The 17834-nt window shown below is 67.6% G+C and carries 17 protein-coding genes; 12 read left to right on the forward strand and 5 right to left on the reverse strand.

Features of this window, described 5'->3' with window-relative positions:
* Positions 1 to 93: 93 nt before the first annotated feature.
* From ptsP to M2282_RS29025, 12 genes are all read left to right on the forward strand, one after another.
* Positions 94 to 1893: a phosphoenolpyruvate--protein phosphotransferase gene (gene ptsP / locus M2282_RS28970; RefSeq protein ID WP_280812227.1), complete on the forward strand. Its 1800-nt coding sequence runs from the start codon at positions 94 to 96 to the stop codon at positions 1891 to 1893.
* 22 nt (positions 1894 to 1915) lie between these two features.
* Positions 1916 to 2635 (forward strand): YoaK family protein, encoded by a 720-nt coding sequence (locus M2282_RS28975; RefSeq protein ID WP_280812228.1) that lies wholly within the window; start codon positions 1916 to 1918, stop codon positions 2633 to 2635.
* A gap of 102 nt (positions 2636 to 2737) precedes the next feature.
* Positions 2738 to 3112 (forward strand): DUF4148 domain-containing protein, encoded by a 375-nt coding sequence (locus tag M2282_RS28980; RefSeq protein WP_280812229.1) that lies wholly within the window; start codon positions 2738 to 2740, stop codon positions 3110 to 3112.
* 132 nt (positions 3113 to 3244) lie between these two features.
* The gene (locus tag M2282_RS28985; protein WP_280812230.1) at positions 3245 to 3709 is read left to right on the forward strand and encodes a Spy/CpxP family protein refolding chaperone; all 465 of its coding nucleotides are present in this window, start codon (positions 3245 to 3247) and stop codon (positions 3707 to 3709) included.
* Complete coding sequence (locus M2282_RS28990; RefSeq protein WP_280812231.1) at positions 3702 to 4178, forward strand: DUF4260 domain-containing protein; 477 nt, start codon at positions 3702 to 3704, stop codon at positions 4176 to 4178. Before M2282_RS28985 ends, M2282_RS28990 begins: the two co-directional genes overlap by 8 nt.
* Before the next feature lie 91 nt (positions 4179 to 4269).
* Positions 4270 to 4977, forward strand: a complete 708-nt coding sequence (locus M2282_RS28995; protein ID WP_280812232.1) for a response regulator transcription factor — start codon at positions 4270 to 4272, stop codon at positions 4975 to 4977.
* Positions 4974 to 6368, forward strand: coding sequence for a HAMP domain-containing sensor histidine kinase (locus M2282_RS29000; RefSeq protein ID WP_280812233.1), 1395 nt, complete (start codon positions 4974 to 4976; stop codon positions 6366 to 6368). The genes M2282_RS28995 and M2282_RS29000 overlap by 4 nt, the downstream gene beginning before the upstream one ends.
* 103 nt (positions 6369 to 6471) lie before the next feature.
* The gene (locus M2282_RS29005; protein WP_280812234.1) at positions 6472 to 7512 is read left to right on the forward strand and encodes an NADP-dependent oxidoreductase; all 1041 of its coding nucleotides are present in this window, start codon (positions 6472 to 6474) and stop codon (positions 7510 to 7512) included.
* A gap of 170 nt (positions 7513 to 7682) precedes the next feature.
* The gene (locus M2282_RS29010; protein WP_280812235.1) at positions 7683 to 8258 is read left to right on the forward strand and encodes a fimbrial protein; all 576 of its coding nucleotides are present in this window, start codon (positions 7683 to 7685) and stop codon (positions 8256 to 8258) included.
* Positions 8259 to 8471: 213 nt separating this feature from the next.
* Positions 8472 to 9257: a fimbrial biogenesis chaperone gene (locus M2282_RS29015; protein ID WP_280812236.1), complete on the forward strand. Its 786-nt coding sequence runs from the start codon at positions 8472 to 8474 to the stop codon at positions 9255 to 9257.
* Positions 9258 to 9277: 20 nt separating this feature from the next.
* Positions 9278 to 11929 (forward strand): fimbria/pilus outer membrane usher protein, encoded by a 2652-nt coding sequence (locus M2282_RS29020; RefSeq protein ID WP_280812237.1) that lies wholly within the window; start codon positions 9278 to 9280, stop codon positions 11927 to 11929.
* Positions 11926 to 12966 carry a fimbrial protein gene (locus M2282_RS29025; protein ID WP_280812238.1) on the forward strand — a complete coding sequence of 347 codons (1041 nt, stop codon included), beginning with the start codon at positions 11926 to 11928 and terminating at the stop codon, positions 12964 to 12966. The genes M2282_RS29020 and M2282_RS29025 overlap by 4 nt, the downstream gene beginning before the upstream one ends.
* Positions 12967 to 12976: 10 nt before the next feature.
* On the opposite strand, the gene M2282_RS29030 is transcribed toward M2282_RS29025, so the two are convergent.
* The 5 genes from M2282_RS29030 to M2282_RS29050 form a co-directional block, all read right to left on the reverse strand.
* Positions 12977 to 13297: a hypothetical protein gene (locus M2282_RS29030; protein WP_093443858.1), complete on the reverse strand. Its 321-nt coding sequence runs from the start codon at positions 13295 to 13297 to the stop codon at positions 12977 to 12979.
* 88 nt (positions 13298 to 13385) lie between these two features.
* Positions 13386 to 14237, reverse strand: a complete 852-nt coding sequence (locus M2282_RS29035) for a DMT family transporter (protein WP_280812239.1) — start codon at positions 14235 to 14237, stop codon at positions 13386 to 13388.
* A 103-nt stretch (positions 14238 to 14340) separates the two neighbouring features.
* Positions 14341 to 15036, reverse strand: a complete 696-nt coding sequence (locus tag M2282_RS29040; RefSeq protein ID WP_280812240.1) for an AraC family transcriptional regulator — start codon at positions 15034 to 15036, stop codon at positions 14341 to 14343.
* Between the two features lie 40 nt (positions 15037 to 15076).
* Positions 15077 to 16210 carry an SLC13 family permease gene (locus tag M2282_RS29045; protein WP_280812241.1) on the reverse strand — a complete coding sequence of 378 codons (1134 nt, stop codon included), beginning with the start codon at positions 16208 to 16210 and terminating at the stop codon, positions 15077 to 15079.
* Positions 16191 to 17723: a class I adenylate-forming enzyme family protein gene (locus M2282_RS29050; protein WP_280812242.1), complete on the reverse strand. Its 1533-nt coding sequence runs from the start codon at positions 17721 to 17723 to the stop codon at positions 16191 to 16193. Before M2282_RS29050 ends, M2282_RS29045 begins: the two co-directional genes overlap by 20 nt.
* Between the last annotated feature and the right edge of the window lie 111 nt (positions 17724 to 17834).

Consider the following 17834-nt stretch of genomic DNA (forward strand, 5'->3'; position numbering starts at 1 on the left):
GGGGCGATGCCAGTCGCCCAGCAAAGCCGGTTCGACGGCATCTTCCGAATTCGCTTTCGCTTCGCGCTCGCGGCGGACGGAGGGTCTGAAGCGATGACCTTCGCAGTCCACGGCCTCCCTGTCGCCCGTGGCATTGCCATCGGCCGCGCGGTGCTGGTGGTGTCGAGCCGCATCGATGTCGCCCACTACTTCATCAAGCCCGAAGAGATAGAGACCGAGATCGACCGCGTGCGTACCGCGCGCAACGCCGTCGCCGACGAACTCGCCAAGCTGCAGACCAGCGTCGCGCAGATGGGCCCGAACGACGCGCCGCACGAGCTTGCCGCGCTGCTCGAAGTGCACCAGATGCTGCTGCAGGACGAGGCCCTCACCGGCGGCGTCAAGCACTGGATCACCGACCGGCTCTACAACGCCGAATGGGCGCTGACCACGCAGCTGGAAATCATCGCGCGCCAGTTCGACGAGATGGAGGACGAGTACCTGCGCGAGCGCAAGGCCGACCTCGAACAGGTGGTCGAACGCCTCCTGCACCGCATGAAGGGCACGGCTGCGGTGCTCGCGCCCAGCCCGCCGCGCCGCAAGCGCGCCACCTCCCACGACGAGGACGACGACCCCACCGCGGGCGACGGCATCGATGTGCCGCTGGTGCTGATCGCGCACGATCTCTCGCCGGCCGACATGCTCCAGTTCAAGAAGAGCGTGTTCGCGGGCTTCGTGACCGACGTGGGCGGGCGCACCTCGCACACGGCCATCGTCGCGCGCAGCATGGACATTCCGGCCATCGTCGGCGCGCGCACCGCGAGCCAGCTGGTGCGCCAGGACGACTGGGTCATCATCGACGGCGACGCCGGCGTGATGATCATCGACCCCTCGCCGATCATCCTGGCCGAGTACGGCTTCAAGCAGCGCCAGGGCGACCTCGAACGCGGCCGGCTAGCGCGGCTGCGCCACAAGCCTGCGGTCACGCTCGACGGCCAGCGCGTCGAGCTGCTCGCCAACATCGAGATGCCCGAGGACACCGTGGGCGCCGTCAAGGCCGGCGCGGTGGGCGTGGGTTTGTTCCGCAGCGAATTCCTCTTCATGGGCCGCGAGTCGTCGGCGCGCCAGACCCGCCTGCCCGACGAGGAAGAGCAATATCAGGCCTACAAGCGCGCGGTCGAGGGCATGCAGGGCATGCCGGTCACGATCCGCACCATCGACGTGGGCGCCGACAAGCAGTTGGAGAGCAAGTCCGGCAGCAAGCAGGAGCACCTGAACCCCGCGCTCGGCCTGCGCGCCATCCGCTGGAGCCTGGCCGATCCGGCGATGTTCCTCACGCAGTTGCGCGCCATCCTGCGCGCTGCGGCGCACGGCGAGATCCACCTGCTGATTCCCATGCTCGCGCACGCGAGCGAAATTCGCCAGACGCTCTCGTTGATCGACTTTGCACGTGTGGAACTGGACAACCGCGGCGCGGTGTACGGCCCCGTGAAGCTCGGCGCCATGATCGAGATTCCGGCCGCCGCGCTCACGCTCAAGCTCTTCCTGAAGCACTTCGATTTCCTGTCGATCGGCACCAACGACCTGATCCAGTACACGCTGGCGATCGACCGGGCCGACGAGTCGGTGGCACACCTCTACGACCCCGCGCACCCCGCGGTGCTCAAGCTGGTGGCCGACACCATCGCCGAGTGCCGCCGCCAGGGCAAGGGCGTGGCCGTATGCGGCGAAATGGCGGGCGATGTGGCCTTCACCCGCTTGCTGCTCGGGCTGGGATTGCGCAGCTTCTCGATGCATCCGTCGCGCATCCTCGCCGTGAAACAGGAAGTGCTGCGCGCGGACACCAGCAAGCTCGAGGCGTGGGCCAAGGGCATCCTCGAGTCCGACGACCCTGCCACGGCCCTCGCGGGCTGATGCGCGGCGGGAGGTTGCGGGAATGACGAACGCCACCCCTGCAACCTCTGCCCGAGCGCCCGCCGCGGAGAACCCGCCCGACAGCGCGTGGCGCGGCATGTTGCTCGCCTTCACGGGCGGCTTCGTCGACACCCTTGGCTTCGTGGCGCTGTTCGGGCTCTTCACTGCGCATGTCACCGGCAACTTCGTGCTGATCGGTGCGGCCATGGCGGGCAGCGCGCATTCGGGCGTGGTCGGCAAGCTGCTGGCCCTGCCGATGTTCGTGCTCGGCGTGGCCGCCACGCGGATATTCCAGCTGCGCCGCGAGCGCCGCGGGCTCGACACCGCAGTGCCGTTGATGGCCACGCAGTTGCTCTTTCTCTTGGCCTTCATGGTGGCCGGCGTGTGGGCCGGCCCGTTCGTGAGCGGCAATGGCGTGTCGGCCATCGCGGTCGGGCTGGTGGGCGTGCTGACCATGTCGATCCAGAACACCGCCGCGCGCAGCGTCTTCGCGCGGCTGACGCCCAGCACGGTGATGACCGGCAATGTCACGCAGCTCGTGATGGACCTCGTCGACATGGCCGTGCGCGCACCTGCCACAGACGCGGCCGCAGGGCGTGTGCGCAAGGCCTGGCCACCGATCGCAGCGTTCGCGGTGGGCTCGCTGGCCGGCGGCCTGGGCTATGCGCATGCGGGCTTCTGGGCACTGCTCGCGCCCTGCGCCGCACTGGCCGCGTTGCTCGGGTTACTGCGAAAGCAATAGCGTCGCAATAAAACGAAACACGCCGAAACCGCGGTGAAAGGACTTGCCGCGCCTCTGCAAGCACGATCAGGGCTCCTCAACACCCCCTGAAAGGTTTGCACCATGAAGTCCCTCTCCCTGACTCAGATCATCACCGTCGGCTCGTTCGTCATGCTCGCCGCAGCAGGCGCCAAGGCCGAGAGCTACGAAGGCGTGCAGCCTGCGGTATCGGCCAAGAGCCGCGCCGAGGTCAGCGCGGAAGCCGTGCGCACCGCGTCGGCGCCGGACCAGAACATCGTGCGCGGCTCGCGCGGCCCGGAAACTGTGGCGGTCTCGACCGACCGCGCCCGTGTCGTCGCCGAAGCCGTGCGCACCGCCGCCGCCCCGGACCAGAACGTGACCTCCGGCTCGCGCGTGAACAGCAAGGTCGTCTCGACGATGCAAAACCCCGTCGACGCACGCGCCGAAGCCGCACGCAACAACAGCAGCAAGCTCTGAGCAAGAGTCATCGCGCTGTGGCCTCGCGTGTCGCAATAAAACGAAACACGCCGAAACCGCGGTGAGAGGACTTCGGAGCGCGCAAATCGCACCATCGAGCTTCCTCTTCTTCCGACAACACAAGGACGTCTCATGAAACACTGGATCAAACGCACTCTCTTCGGTTTCGCCGGCGCGGCGATGGTGGCTGGCAGCATCGCCGGCTGTGCAGGCCAACGCCACGGCTGGGGCGGCGACAGCGCCGAGTTCCGCAGCAAGATGGTCGAGCGCGTGGGCAGCAAGCTCGAACTCGACACCTCGCAAAAGCAGAAGCTCACCGTGCTGGCCGAGAAGCTGCAGGCGCAGCGCGAAGCCTTGCGCGGCGCGGGTGGCGCGGGGGATCCGCGTTCGCAGTTCAAGGCGCTGTTCGCGGGCAACAAGCTCGATCAGGCGGGTGCCACGCGGCTCATCGACGAGAAGACGACTGCGGTGCGCAACGGCAGCCCTGAAATCATCGCCGCCGCTGCCGACTTCTACGACAGCCTGAACGCCGCGCAGCAACAGAAGGTGCGCGACTTCATGGACCGCGGCGGACGTCGCTGGAGCCGTCATGGCTGAGTCGGTCTCCGCGCGCGGACTCGTGACACGGCGTGCTCCGGCAGCTGTTTCATGGGTGACGCGGGCTGCGCCCGCGGCTGACGCATCGAACGCGGCCGCGGGCGGCGTTCGCACCCTGCTGCGGCTCGAAGGTGCGTTCGTGCTGGCCGCCGCGTTGGCTGCCTACACGCAGTTCGGTCTCGGCTGGGGCGTGTTCGCGCTCTGGCTGCTCGTGCCCGACCTCTCGCTGCTGGGCTACCTCGCAGGTCCGCGCGTCGGCGCGGCGCTCTACAACGCGGCGCACTCGTACCTCGGACCCGTCGCGCTGCTCGTGCTCGGTGTGCTCGCGGTCATGCCGTGGGCCGTGGCTGGCGCGCTGATCTGGTTCACCCACATCGGCCTGGACCGCGCACTCGGCTACGGACTCAAGTACGCCTCGGGTTTCGGCCTCACGCACCTGGGCCGCATCGGCCGTGCCGATCCATGGTGATCCTGATCCCGACGTTGGCGGTGCGATGCCGACCGGTCTGATGGTGAGCGAAGTCATCCGCCACATGTTTGCCAGGAGGCACAATCCCGCCATGCCGCGCATCCTGCTGATCGACGACGACGAACATCTCGCCGCGCCGCTGACCACCTACTTCGCACGCTTCGGTTGCACGCTCGAAAGCGCCGTGCGCCCGAGCGCAGGGCTCGCCATGCTGCGCGCCGGCCAGTACGACGCGGCCATCCTCGATGTGATGCTGCCCGAGATGGACGGCTTTGCGCTGTGCCGCGAGATCCGCAAGGAAAGCGACATCCCCATCGTGATGCTCACCGCCCGCGGCGAGGTGATGGACCGCGTGGTCGGCCTGGAGCTCGGCGCCGACGACTACGTGCCCAAGCCCTTCGAGCCGCGCGAACTGGTGGCGCGGGTGCAGACCATCCTGCGGCGCCAGCGCAGCACGCCAGCCACGACGAATGGCAACGGCAACAACGGCACGCAGCTGCGCGTGTTCGACGGCCTCTCCATCGATCTCGACCGGCGCCAGGTGCTGCGCCATGGCGAGCGCATCGAGCTCACCGGCACCGAGTTCGAACTGCTCGCGCTGCTGGCGGCCGAGCCCGGCAAGGTCTTCAGCCGCGACGACATCCTGAACCGCCTGCGCGGCCACGAGGCCGAGCTCTACACCCGCGCGGTCGACATCGTGGTGAGCCGCCTGCGCAAGAAGCTGGAGCCGCTGGATTGCATCAAGACGCTGCGCAATGCCGGCTACGCGCTGGCCGTTGCACGCAGCGAGCCTGCATGAGATTCGGCGGAAGAGACCACCGCGAAGCGTGGCGCGAAATGGCCTGCCGCCGCGCGGAAATGCGCAGGCAATGGCACGCCCAGTGGCACGAGAAGGTGCAGGGCAAGCGCCGCTGGCGCCGGTCGCTGCGCGTTCGCCTGGTGATGATGTTCGTGCTGCTGGCGGTGGTAATGGCCGGCGTCTTCATGGGCGGCATGAAGAAGGCCTTCTCCACCGGCTGGGCCGAGGCGGCGAAGCCGATGCTGGTGGACTATGCCGACCGGCTCGTCGCCGAAATCGGCACGCCGCCCGACGTGGCGCGCGCGCAGGCGCTGGTGGCCCGGCTGCCGATCACCATCCGCATCGTCGGGCCCACGGTCAACTGGGATTCCAACCCGGGCGGGTCGCACAGCCCCGGCGGCTGGATGCACGATCGCGAGGATGTGCTCGGCGGTGACAAGTGGTTCATCCGCCCGACGGCCGACGGCCACCGCGTCATCTTCGGCTGGGCGCCCAAGCTCTGGCAGCTCGCGCCGCGTGCGACCGGCTGGGCCACATTGGGCCTGCTGCTGTCGTGCGTGCTGCTGGGCTACGCCTATGTGAGCCGCCTGCTGCGGCCGCTGATCGACATCCGCGAAGGCGCGCAGCGCTTCGGCCGCGGCGAGTTCACCCAGCCGATTCCGGTGCGCCGCAACGACGACCTGGGCGACCTCGCGCAGCGCATCAACACCATGGCCGACGACATCCAGGCGATGCTCGATGCCAAGCGCGGCCTCTTGCTGGCGCTGAGCCACGAGTTGCGCTCGCCGCTCACGCGCGCCCGTCTCAATGCCGAGCTGCTGCCTGCCACGCCCGAGGGCCAGGCCGAGCGCGAAGCGCTGCTGCGCGACCTCAACGAGATGCGCGACCTGATCAGCGACCTGCTCGAAAGCGAGCGCTTGGCGAGCCCGCATGCGGCGCTACAGCGAGAACCGGTCGACCTTGCGACGTTCGTGCGGCAGATCGTGGCCGAGATGCCCGGCGCGGAGAACGTGCACCTCGACCTTGCGGAAGGCCTGCCGCCGCATTCGATCGACCGCATGCGCATCCGCCTCCTGGTGCGCAACCTGCTGGACAACGCCCTGCGCTACAGCACCGAGGCGCCCCGGCCGCCGTGCCTGTCGCTGCGCGCAGTGGTGGACGGCAACGCGCAAGGCGTCGAACTCGAGGTGCGAGACCACGGCCCGGGCGTCGACGAAGCGCAGCTCGGGCGGCTTACCGAGCCCTTCTACCGGACCGACGGGGCACGGGCTCGGGCCACCGGCGGCGTCGGCCTGGGCATGTACCTGTGCCGGCTGGTTGCCGAGGCGCACGGGGGCACGCTGACTGTGCGCAACGCGAATCCGGGCCTGCAGATCGTCGTGCGGATCTGAGCTCGCCCGGGGTGTTTTCCGCTGTCGCCTGTGCTACCAGCCGGCGCGATGGCCACGGCTACGATGCGCCTCCGTGCCAGCGTCCGTCAATCAAGGAGACACCATGAGCAGCTCACTCACCAACCACCAGGTCCGCCTCGCCAAACGCCCCGAGGGCACAGCCACCCGCGAGAACTGGAAGTTCACCACCGAGCCCGTCGGCGAGCCGGCCGAGGGCGGAGTGCTGGTCAAGACGCTGTCGCTGTCGCTCGACCCCGCCATGCGCGGCTGGCTCAACGATGCCAAGAGCTACATCGCGCCCGTGGCCATCGACGAGGTGATGCGCGCCGGCGGCGTCGGCCGTGTCATCGCCTCGAAGAACCCGCAGTTCGCGGTGGGCGACACGGTGTACGGCACGCTGGGCGTGCAGGAATACATCCTCATTCCTGAAGACCAGATCAAGCGCAACGGCCTGGTCAAGATCGACCTGCAGGTCGGCACGATCACGCAGTGGCTCAACGTGCTGGGCATGCCCGGCATGACCGGCTATTTCGGCCTGATGGACGTGGGCCAGCCCAAGGCGGGCGAAACGGTCGTCATCTCCGGCGCGGCCGGTGCCGTCGGCCAGACGGTGGGGCAACTCGCCAAGATCAAGGGTTGCCGCGTGATCGGCATTGCCGGCGGCGCCGCCAAGTGCGACTGGGTGGTCAAGGAGCTGGGCTTCGACGCCTGCATCGACTACAAGGCCGGCCCCGGCGCGGTGCGTGAAGGCCTCAAGGCCCATTGCCCCAACGGCGTGGACATCTACTTCGACAACGTCGGTGGCGAAATCCTCGATGCGGTGCTGGCACGGCTCGCACGCAAGGCCCGCGTGATCATCTGCGGCGCGATCAGCCAGTACAACAACGCCAACAGCATGCCGGGCGCCGGGCCGAAGAACTACCTGAGTCTGCTCGTGAACCGGGCGCGGATGGAAGGCATCGTGGTGTTCGACTACGCCGAGCGCTATCACATTGCCATCGCTGAACTCGCCGGATACCTGAAAGATGGCCGCATGAAGAGCAAAGAAGACGTGGTTACGGGCCTCGATACCTTTCCGGAAGCGCTCAATCGGCTCTTCAGCGGCGAGAACTTCGGCAAGCTTGTGCTGCAGATCGCCGAATAGTTAAGCTTGTTTGCATTTGGGCGTTTGTCACGATCGGCGTGATAACACTGTCAACCACTGTTAAACGGCGATAAATGCCGTCTTCTTGCTTCTTTGGGTAATTAAACTGCGGCCTGCCCTGCATAAGGCAGTCGCAATTCAGTTATTTCAATTCCTAGGGAACGCAAAAAATGAAGAAGTCTGTACTCGTCAAGTTCGCAGCTCTGGCCGTGACCGGCGTCATGTCGCAAGGCGCTTTCGCCGCTGACGGGACCATCAATTTCACCGGTGAAATCGTCGACGCGCCTTGCTCGATCTCCCCAAACAGCCAGAACCTGACCGTGCCGCTCGGCAAGGTTTCGCGTACGGTGTTCGGCAGTGTCACCGGCACCGGCGCGTCGGCCGTGAGCACCGCCATCGTCGGCAAGAAGTCGACCCCCGCCAATTTCACGATCGACCTGCTGGGTTGCGGCGCAACCGCCAAGGGCGCCACCGTGACGTTCTCGGGCACGGCCGATGCCGACAACGCGACCACTCTGCGCGTGGCCAATGCCGGTCAGGTTGGTGTATCCGCCGCTTCGGGCGTGGCGGTCGAGCTCGGCGATTCCGCCGGCACCAAGATCCCGCTCGGCTCGCCATCGTCTGACTACGTCCTCGGCCTCGGCGACAACTCGCTGAAGTTCCAGGCTGCGTACGTTGCGACCAAGACCTCCGTGATGTCCGGCCCGGCCAACGCGGTTGCGCAGTTCACGGTTGCCTACAAGTAAATAGGCGCGTCTGCGGCCCGCCGCCGGCCGGAGCGCACAGACGCTTCGCGCCGGTCGGCGATGCCGCTCCCGCTTGCACCGCGCTCGGACCTCCGCGTCTCCGCCGGCGCCGGCATCTCTCTTTTTTGCCCTTTCCGACGGCGCTCGATGTGCGCCGCGGTGCTGGGGTGCGCTCGTTCCATGCGTTGGACCCGCGCCCAAGGATTCTTTTTTATGTGCAGCAACCATCGCTTCCGCTGGGCTTTCGCCATCCTGCTGATACTGGGCTTCCAGTGGCCGGCCGACGCCGGCGTGATGCTCGGCGGCACCCGCGTGATCCTCGGCGAGAGGGACCGCGAAGCCTCCATTCCGGTGAAGAACACCGGCACCTCGCCCTACGTGGTCCAGTCGTGGATCGACGCCGGCGAAGGCAAGAACAAGACCGCGTTGCTCGTCACGCCGCCGCTGTCGCGGCTGGACCCGGGCATGGAGAACATCCTGCGCATCATGCGCGTGGCCGGCGAACTGCCGGCCGACCGCGAATCGGTCTTCTGGCTCAACGTCAAGGAGATTCCCGAGAAGTCGAACGAAGAGAACGTCTTGCAGATCGCGGTGCGCAGTCGCATCAAGCTGTTCTACCGGCCTTCGAAGCTTGCGGGCAAGTCCGAGGAATCGCGCGGGCAACTCAAGTGGGCTGTGAATGCCGGTGCCGAAGGGCAGGGCGCCGTGCTGAAGGTCGGCAATCCCACGGCCTACCACGTGACTTTTACCGCGCTGAACATCAACAGCGGCCAGCAACTGATCAACGCCGACATGGTGCCGCCGTTCGGCGAGGCAAGCTATCCGTTGGACGCGGTGAAAACGCCGCAAGCGGTCCAGGTCAACTACACCACGCTCAACGACTACGGCGGCGAGACGCCCGAAGAATTCGTCAGGGTGCCCATGGGCGCCGAGCCCGTGGCCGTGAAGGCCGAGGTCGTCCCACCGCCGGTGCCTTCCACCGACAGCGCCAAGCGCTGATACGCAAGAGCCGAACCGCCATGCGCCGCTCACCCGCTCTTCGCGCGCCGTTCCAGCTGACCTTGTGCGCCACCTTGCTGGGCGCACTTGGTGCGCCCAGCCACGCACAGGAGCAGTTGGCCGGCTCCAGCTTCAACGAAGAATTCCTCGGCATCGGCGGCGACCAGCCGCATGCGGACCTCTCGCTCTTCTCCTTCGGCAACCGCGTGCTGGCGGGCAAGTACATGGTCGACGTGTCGCTCAACGAGCGCGTCACCGGGCAGACCGAGATCCGCTTCGCGGCCAAAGAGGGCAAGAACGACGCCGAACCCTGCCTCACGCGCGGCATGCTCGACGCGTGGGGTGTCAACGTGGCGGTATTCCCCGAACTCGCGAACGCTCCTGACGAGGCCTGCATCGAATTGACCAAAATCATTCCCGATGCCGCGGTGACCTACAACGCCGGCAAGCAGCGCCTGTTCGTGAGCATTCCGCAGGCGGCGCTCAAGCGCTCGGCGCGCGGCGCGGTCGGTCCCGAGAAGTGGGACAAGGGCATCACCGCCGCCATGCTGGACTACCAGGTCAACTTCGCGCGCTACAGCGGGGACATTTACCGCAACGATCCGACGCCCGTGGGGACTCCGCAGAACGTGTTCGACGGCAACCCCTTCGCCGATCGCAACAAGACCCTGCAGCGCAACACGCTGTTCGCGGGCCTTCGCGCCGGCTTCAACCACGGCGACTGGCGCTTCCGCCATTTCTCTACCTACAACCGCGGCATCGACGGCAAGAGCCGCTGGCAGGGCATCGGCACCTACATGCAGCGTGACATCGCCCCGATCAACGGTCGACTGCTGATTGGCGACGGCAACACGCCCGGCAACTTCTTCGACAGCCTGCCGTTCCGCGGCGTGCAGCTTTCCTCCGACGACGCAATGCTGCCCGACAGCCAGCAGGGCTACGCGCCCACCATCCGGGGCGTGGCGCAGACCAACGCACGCGTGACGGTGCGTCAGAACGGCTACGTCATCTACAGCACCTTCGTGGCGCCGGGTCCGTTCGTCATCGACGACCTCTATCCCACCGCGTCGAGTGGCGATCTCGAAGTGAGCGTCGCGGAGGCCGACGGCCGCCAGACCCGCTACACACAGGCCTTCTCGGCCGTGCCCACGCTGCTTCGCGAGGGCACGTGGCGCTATTCGGCCACTGTCGGCAAGTACCGCAACGGCTCCGACGGCGGCAGCGTGCTGGGCGTTCGGTCGTCGCTCTCCCAACCGGCCTTCATGCAGGCGACGCTCGCGCGCGGGCTGGGCAATGAGTTCTCGGTCTACGGAGGCGTCCTGATGGCGAGCATGTACCAGTCGCTGCTCGTGGGCATGGGCAAGAACCTGCGCGACTTCGGCGCCGTGTCGGTCGACCTGTCGAGCGCGCGCACCACCGACCGCACGCCCATCGACAGCGTGAAGACCTATGACGGCCAGTCGGTGCGCTTCCTCTATTCGAAGTCGTTCCTCGGTTCGGGCACCAACTTCCGCGTGGCGGGCTACCGCTACTCGACCAGTGGCTATCGCACCTTCCAGGAGGCAGTGCAGATGCAGGATCTGCGGCCCTTCGAGTCGTTCAACAGCCGCCGCAACGAAGTGCGGTTCGAGGTCTCGCAGCAGATCGGCGACCTGGGCTCGCTGTTCGCATCTGCGCGCCAGCAAAGCTACTGGGGCACCAGCGCGAAGGACCGGCTGGTGCAACTGGGCTACTCGGGCAACTACAAGCGCTTCGGCTACAGCGTCTTCTACAACCACACCGCCAGCCTGAGCCGGCCTTCGGTGCGCCAGGTGATGTTCACGCTGAGCATTCCGCTGGGCGACACCAACGCCAGTGCGATGTACACGGCCACCCGCGACAGCACCGGACGGGTCAACCAGCAGGCCAGCGTCTACGGCTCGGCCTTCGAGGACAGCCGCCTGACCTACAACGTGACAGCCGGTGCCGCGAACCGGGGCGGCGGCAGCAGCGGCAGTGCGAGCGCGAGCTACCTGGCGTCCTTGGGCCGCTTCGACGTCGGCCACTCGCAGGGCAGCGGCTACGGGCAGAGCACCTTCGGCATCTCGGGCGGCGTGCTGGTCCACGGCGGCGGCGTCACGATGTCGCAGCCGCTGGGCGAGACCGTGGCGCTGGTGCTGGCGCCCAAGGCCTCTGGCGTCGGCTTCGAGTCTCAACCCGGCGTGGCGACCGACCGGGCCGGCAACGCGATCATTCCCAACCTCGCGCCCTACCGCCTGAACCGCCTGGCCATCCGCACTGGCGACCTCGACGACACAGTGGAAGTGAAGAATGCCGCCACCGAGGTGGTGCCCACTCGCGGCGCCGTGGTGGTCGCGAAGTTCGAGACCTCGGTGGGCTTCCGCCTGCTGATGGTGCTCACCGACCTCAAGGGCCGCATGCTGCCGCTCGGCTCGAAGATCGAGAACGAGGCGGGCCAGGAGGTCGGCATCGTCGGTCCCGACGGCCAAGCCTTTGTGACTGGCGCGGGCAGCAGCGGCCAGTTGACCGTGCGCTGGGGCCAGGACAAGGCCGACCGATGTGTCGTGCCCTACAGCCTGCCAGATGAAAAGAACCCGCCGCCGATCCGCGAGCTGAACGGCCAATGCGCCGCCGCCGTGCCGGTCGTCGCGCAACCGAAGGGAACGGAATGAACCGCAGCCATCCATTTCGCGCGATGAAGACCGCGCGCCGTTCCGTGCGCTTCGCCGCACCTGCCGTCGCGCTGTGGCTCGGCACACAGAGCGCGTGGGCCGCGTGCACCGTCACGCCGGGCTATATCGAGAAGACGGTCGACATGGCGATGGGCCGCGTCATCATTCCGAACGATGCGGCGGTCGGCACCATGTTCAAGTCGCAGCTTTTCCCCATTCCTTCGTCAACCGCCATCAACAAGCCGTGGACCTGCGAAGGCGGGGGCAACGTGAAGGGCGTGATGTTGCAGGGCACCGAGGTGCCGGGCTACGACCACGTGTTCACCACCACAGTGCCCGGCGTCGGCATCCGGCTGTCGCGCTATTTCAACGAGAGCTCGGTCAACTACTACCCGCACGACCGCTCGACCCAGAGGGACTTCGGCGATTTCAACGCTTCATCGCGCTTCCAGGTGGAGCTTTTCAAGATCGCGGCCGTGACCGGCAACGGCCCGCTCGCGCAGGGCACTTACACCAGGTACTACAGCGTGGCGGACAACAAGTCGGTGCTCACGACGAACCTGCTGGGCAATGGCATCACGATCCTCACGCCGTCGTGCACGGTGGACCTGGGTTCGAAGAACATCCTGGTGGATTTCGGCAAGGTGCCGCAGAGCAACTTCAAGGGCAAAGGCACCACCACGGGCGACCGCAAGTTCAACATCAAGCTCAACTGCAAGGCGGGGCAGAACGCGCAGAACACGGTCCTGCTGCGCATGGACGCGACGCGGGACCTCTCGACAAATGAGAAGGGCGTGCTGAAGCTCACGCAGGCCGGCTCGCGCATGGCCACCGGCGTGGGCATCCAGGTGGTGAGCGACAAGAGCGGGAGGCCGGTGAACTTCAATACAGGGGTACTGGACGAGATGGAGCAAGTGGGGCCGTCGATGACCGGCCCTTATGTGCTGCCCTACACCGCCCGCTATTTCCAGACCGGCGACAAGGTAACGCCGGGCCGCGCCAACGGCACGGCGACTTTCACGCTCGACTACAAGTAAGTAGCCGGACTCAGTCGGCGGGGCGCATGGGGATGTCGCCCATCGCGTCGTCCTCGCGCAGGCCGCGGGCGGCCTTCAGCAGTTCGATCGACAGGCCGTCGCCGTGGCCCGCGAAGCCCTTGGCGATGCCTTCCAGCGCTGTCGAGAGGCCCGTCTCGCCGTCGGCGCGTGCGTCCATGCTGATGTTGAGCACCCGGGCGGCCATCTGGCGGTAGGTGATGGCGCCCGCGCCTTCGAGCGCGGCCACCAGGTCCAGGTACAGCGCCAGGTTCAGGTCGAACACCAGCTTGGGGGTGATTTCGAAGTCGTCGTTCTTGTTCTTGTCGTCCATGGGTTCGGCTCCTTTTTTTCCTGAGCCTCCACTCTAGCCAGAAAAAGCACGCCGATCCGTCGGACACGGGCGTGATTCGTTCATTCGTTCAGCGGGCGCGCGTGCCCATGACGGCGGCCGCGATGATCAGCGCGGCCGCGAGCGCGATGCTCCAGGTGAGCGGGCGGCCGGTCACGGCCAGCAGCAGCGACGTCGAGGCGAGCGGTGTGATGTAGCTCAGGATGCCGATCTGCCGCGCATCGCCGCGCTTGAGCGCCATGTCCCAGACGAAGAAGGCCGCGCCGAGCGGGCCCAGGCCGCAGAGCGCGACCAGCAGCCAGTCCCGGGTCGACAGCGCGACCGGGGGCTCCAGCAGCGCGTGGCAGATCAGCGACAACGCCCCCGAGACCAGCCCGAACAGCCCGATCGCCGAGGTCGGGAACGCCGCGACCCGCTTCGTCCACAGCGAATAGCTCGCCCAGATGAAAGCCGAACCCAGCGCCGGCAGGAAGCCCCAGTACCCTGCGGCGGCCCCCGCCCCCGGTGCTACCCCGCTTCGCGCACCGAGGATCGCCGTCGCCGCGCCCGCGAACCCCAGCAGCGCTGCGACGACATGCAGCGGCCGCAGCGACACGCCCGGCAACAGCACCGGTGCCAGCACCACCATGAACAGCGGCCACAGGTAGTTGACGAGATTCGCTTCGACCGGCGGCGCATGCCGCAGCGCGATGAACAGCAGGAAGTGGTAGCCGAACAGGCCGTAGATGCCCAGCGCCAGCGTGCGCGGCGGCACCTTCCAGGCGCGGCGGTCGCGCAGCACCAGCGGCCAGCTCGGGACGCTGCCGATGATGAGCGCGAGCCCCGTGAGCAGAAAGGGCGGCAGGTGCGACAGGGCCGTGCCGAGCGAGGCAAGGCTGGTCCAGAGCGCGATGGCGAGCAGGGCGTAGACGGTGGATGACATGCACGGCAAGGCTAAGCGATGGCATCGTCGCGGGATGCCGGTTCGTCGTCGCAGGCCGACGATCTCGGTATTGCTCCCCCGGCAGGGGAGGAAAAAAACAGGGTCAGCGCCGAAGTGCCGCTGTCAGTGCCGAAGGCGAACGGTAGCCCGTGCGGCGGGCCGTTTCTGCGACGCCCACGCCGTCCAGCCGCAACTCACGCGCATGCGCCAGCCGCAGCCCGCGCAGCCAGTGCATCGCGCTCATGCCTTGCTCCTCGCGACAGCGTTGCGCGAACTGGCTGGGGCTCAGGCAGGCGATGTCGGCCAGGTCGGAAACCGCCAACGGTTCGTGCCATCGTGTCCGGGCCCATGCCGCGAGCGCTTGCCAGTCGATGCGGCGGCGGCGCGTGTCCGGCAAGGATGAAGGCAAGGGGCTCCAGGCTTCCAGCAACAGCGCCGGGCCGTGCTGCAGGGCGAGCGCGGACTGCTGCGGCTGCTTCATGCAATGCGCGAGGTAGCGAGCCAGCGCATGCAACTGCGGCACATCGGCCGGTGCGCGCTCCGCGCAGCGGGCCCACGCCGCATGCGTGGTGTCGAGCACCAAGCAGACGCTGCCCGGGCCGCGCGCCGCGAAATCGTGACGGTCGCCCGGCGCGACCACCTGCGCCTCGCCGACCCCGATGCCCGCGCCCCGGCCTTCGACTTCGATGTCGAGCACGCCATCGAGGCCGATCAGCACCTGGAAGTGATCGTGCGCGTGGCTGCCGCGCGAGGTGCCGTAGTCGCGCAGCGAAAGGGTATGGGTGGTGGAGGCGGGCATGGCGGGCAGGCGCCGATTGTCCTGTCCCGCCCCGCGCCTGTCACCAGAGCCGCAACAGCAGCGCCGACACCCCACACACCAGCAGGAACGGAAAGCTGATGCGATGGAACTCGCGCAGCCCGTTCGGCAGCTTCGCAAGCCGCAGCGCGATCAGGTTGGCCAGCGAGCCCAGCACGCAGCCGAAGCCACCCACGCTCACGCCGGCCGCCAGCGCAGGCAGGTCGCGCACATGGCTGTCCAGCAGGATGGCCGCCGGCACATTGCTGATGAACTGCGAGGTCACGATCGCCGCGAGGTAGGCGCGCCAGCCTTCGGTGATCGGCCAGTGGCCCAGCAGCGCGGTGATGGCCGGCAACTCGGCCAGCTGGCGCAGGTCCACGAACATCAGCGCGATGATCGCGAGCAGCGCCCAGTCGATGCCGCGCAGCACGCGCGGATAGGTCACCAGGAACACCCCGAACACCACGCCCAGACCCGCCAGCAGCCAGTGCCGGTCCAGCGCGACCACGAAGCCGATGAACAGAACCCCGGCCAATGCCAGGAGCCGAGGCTGCACCGGCGCCGCCTCCGCCGCAGGCTTGAGTGCAATCGGCGTGCGCGGCACCAGCAGCCAGACCGCGACGAAGAGCCAGAACAGCATCACCGCCACCGTCGGTCCCATCATTCCCATGAAGGCGAAGAAGCTCTCGCCCGAGCGGTGCCAGAGGTACAGGTTCTGGGGATTGCCGATCGGCGTGAGGGCCGAGCCTGCATTCACCGCCAGCGCCTCCAGCACCACCAGCCGTGCGAGCGGCAGATGCGCCTGGTTGGCCAGCACGCGCGTGAGCGGCACCAGCAGGAACAGGCTCACATCGTTGGTCACCAGCGCCGAGAGCAATGCAGCGCAGGCCGTCAGCAGCATCGCCAGGCTGCGCTGGTTGTGCGTGCGCGCGAGCAGGCGCTGCGCGGTGGCCTGCAGCATGCCGCTTTTCTCCACGCCCTGCGTGATGGCCAGCAGGCCGGCGAGCGCGCCCACGGTCTGCCAGTCGACCAGTTTCAGCCAGTCCATCGGCGCGCGAGGGCGCAGGAATGCGAACAGCACCGCGACGGCCACCAGCACCCACAGCAGGCCGTTGCCGCCGCCGTGCTCGTCAGGCAGCGGCGCGGCCTTGGCTTCAGCGGCCGACAAGGTCACGCAACTCGCGTTTGAGCACCTTGCCGATCGCGCTGCGCGGCAGCTCGTCGATGAAGTGCAGGCGCGCCAGGCGCTGCGTCTTGCCGAGCTGGTCGTTAGTCCATTGCAGCAACGCGGCTTCGGTGGTCGCATCGCCCTCGCGGCGCACCACGAAGGCCACCGGCGCCTCGCCCCATTGCTCGGAGGGCACGCCCACCACCGCCACGTCGGCCACCGCCGCATGGCCGCGCAGCACGGCCTCCAGGTCGCTCGGGTAGATGTTGAAGCCGCCGCTGATGATCATGTCCTTCTTGCGGTCGAACAGCGTGAGGAAACCGTCGGCGTCGAAGCGGCCCACGTCGCCCGTGCGGATGAAGCGCTTGCCGGTGGCGTCGAACCATTCGGCCTCGCGGGTCTTCTCGGGCTGGCGGTGATAGCCAGTCATCATGCCGGCCGAGTGGCCCACGATTTCGCCGGCCACCTCGGTGTTGCCCTGCGGGAGTTCGTCGCCCTCCTCGTCGATCAGGCGGATGTCGCTGCCCGGCGCCGGCTGGCCCACGGTGTGCAGCTTGGTGGGGTGCAGGTGCGCCTCGAGGATGCAGGTGCCGCCGCCTTCGGTCATGCCGTAGAACTCGATCAGCCCGCCGGGCCAGCGCTTCAACACATCGCCCTTGAGCGCGGCGTTGAAAGGTGCGCTGGTGCTGAACTTGAACTGGAACGACGAAAGGTCGTGCGCGTCGAAGCGCGGATGCGCCATCAGCCGCTGGTACTGCACCGGCACCAGCATCGTGTGCGTCACGCGGCGCTGCTCGGCCAGTTGCAGGTAGGCGCCGGCATCGAACTTGGGCATCTGCACCACGCAGCCGCCGAACGCGATGGTGGGGAAGAACACCACCAGCGTGGTGTTGGAGTAGAGCGGCGTCGACAGCAGCGTGACCGTGTCGGCGCTGTACTCGTACCTGGCGCCGCGCTGCACATGCGACCAGCGCATGCCGTGCCCCTGCACGATGCCCTTGGGCTCGCCGGTGGTGCCCGACGAGTAAATGATGTTGAAGGCCCACGAGGGCTGCACTTCGACGGCCTCGGGCTGCGCGCCGGCCGGTGCGAGCCAGGCGCCGAAATCGCGTCCCGCCGAAGAGCCATCGAGCGCGACGCGCGGAATGCCGCCTTCCGTCGCGGGGCCGACCACGTCGGCGGCCGAGGCATCGGTGAAGAGGATGCGCGCATCGGCATCCTCCATCATGCGGGCGAGGCTCGCGGTCGTGGAGCCAGGCGCGAGCGGCGCAACGGCAACACCCGCGCGCAATGCGCCGAGGAACACGGCGGCGTAGTTCACCGACGAAGTGGCGCAGACCGCGATGGCATCGCCGGCCTTGAGGCCATCTCGCTGCAGGCTGGCGGCGATGCGGTCCATCAGCGCGTCGAGCGCGCCGTAGTTCAACGCGTCGTTCGCGTCTGCGAGCGCGGCATGGTCGGGCGTGTGCCGGGCGTGAAGGCGAACCAGGTCGGCAATGGCGCCGAAATCGCGTTCCATCGCGGCTTGAGTGGCGGGGTGCGTTTGCAAAATCGAATCCTTCGTCTTGGCCAGCCGGCAGGATAGCGAAGAAGGCCGGCAGACGGTGAGCCGCGCGCGACGAGGAAACGG

Origin of the sequence: Variovorax boronicumulans, from assembly GCF_029892485.1 — a bacterium.
GTDB lineage: Bacteria > Pseudomonadota > Gammaproteobacteria > Burkholderiales > Burkholderiaceae_C > Variovorax > Variovorax boronicumulans_B.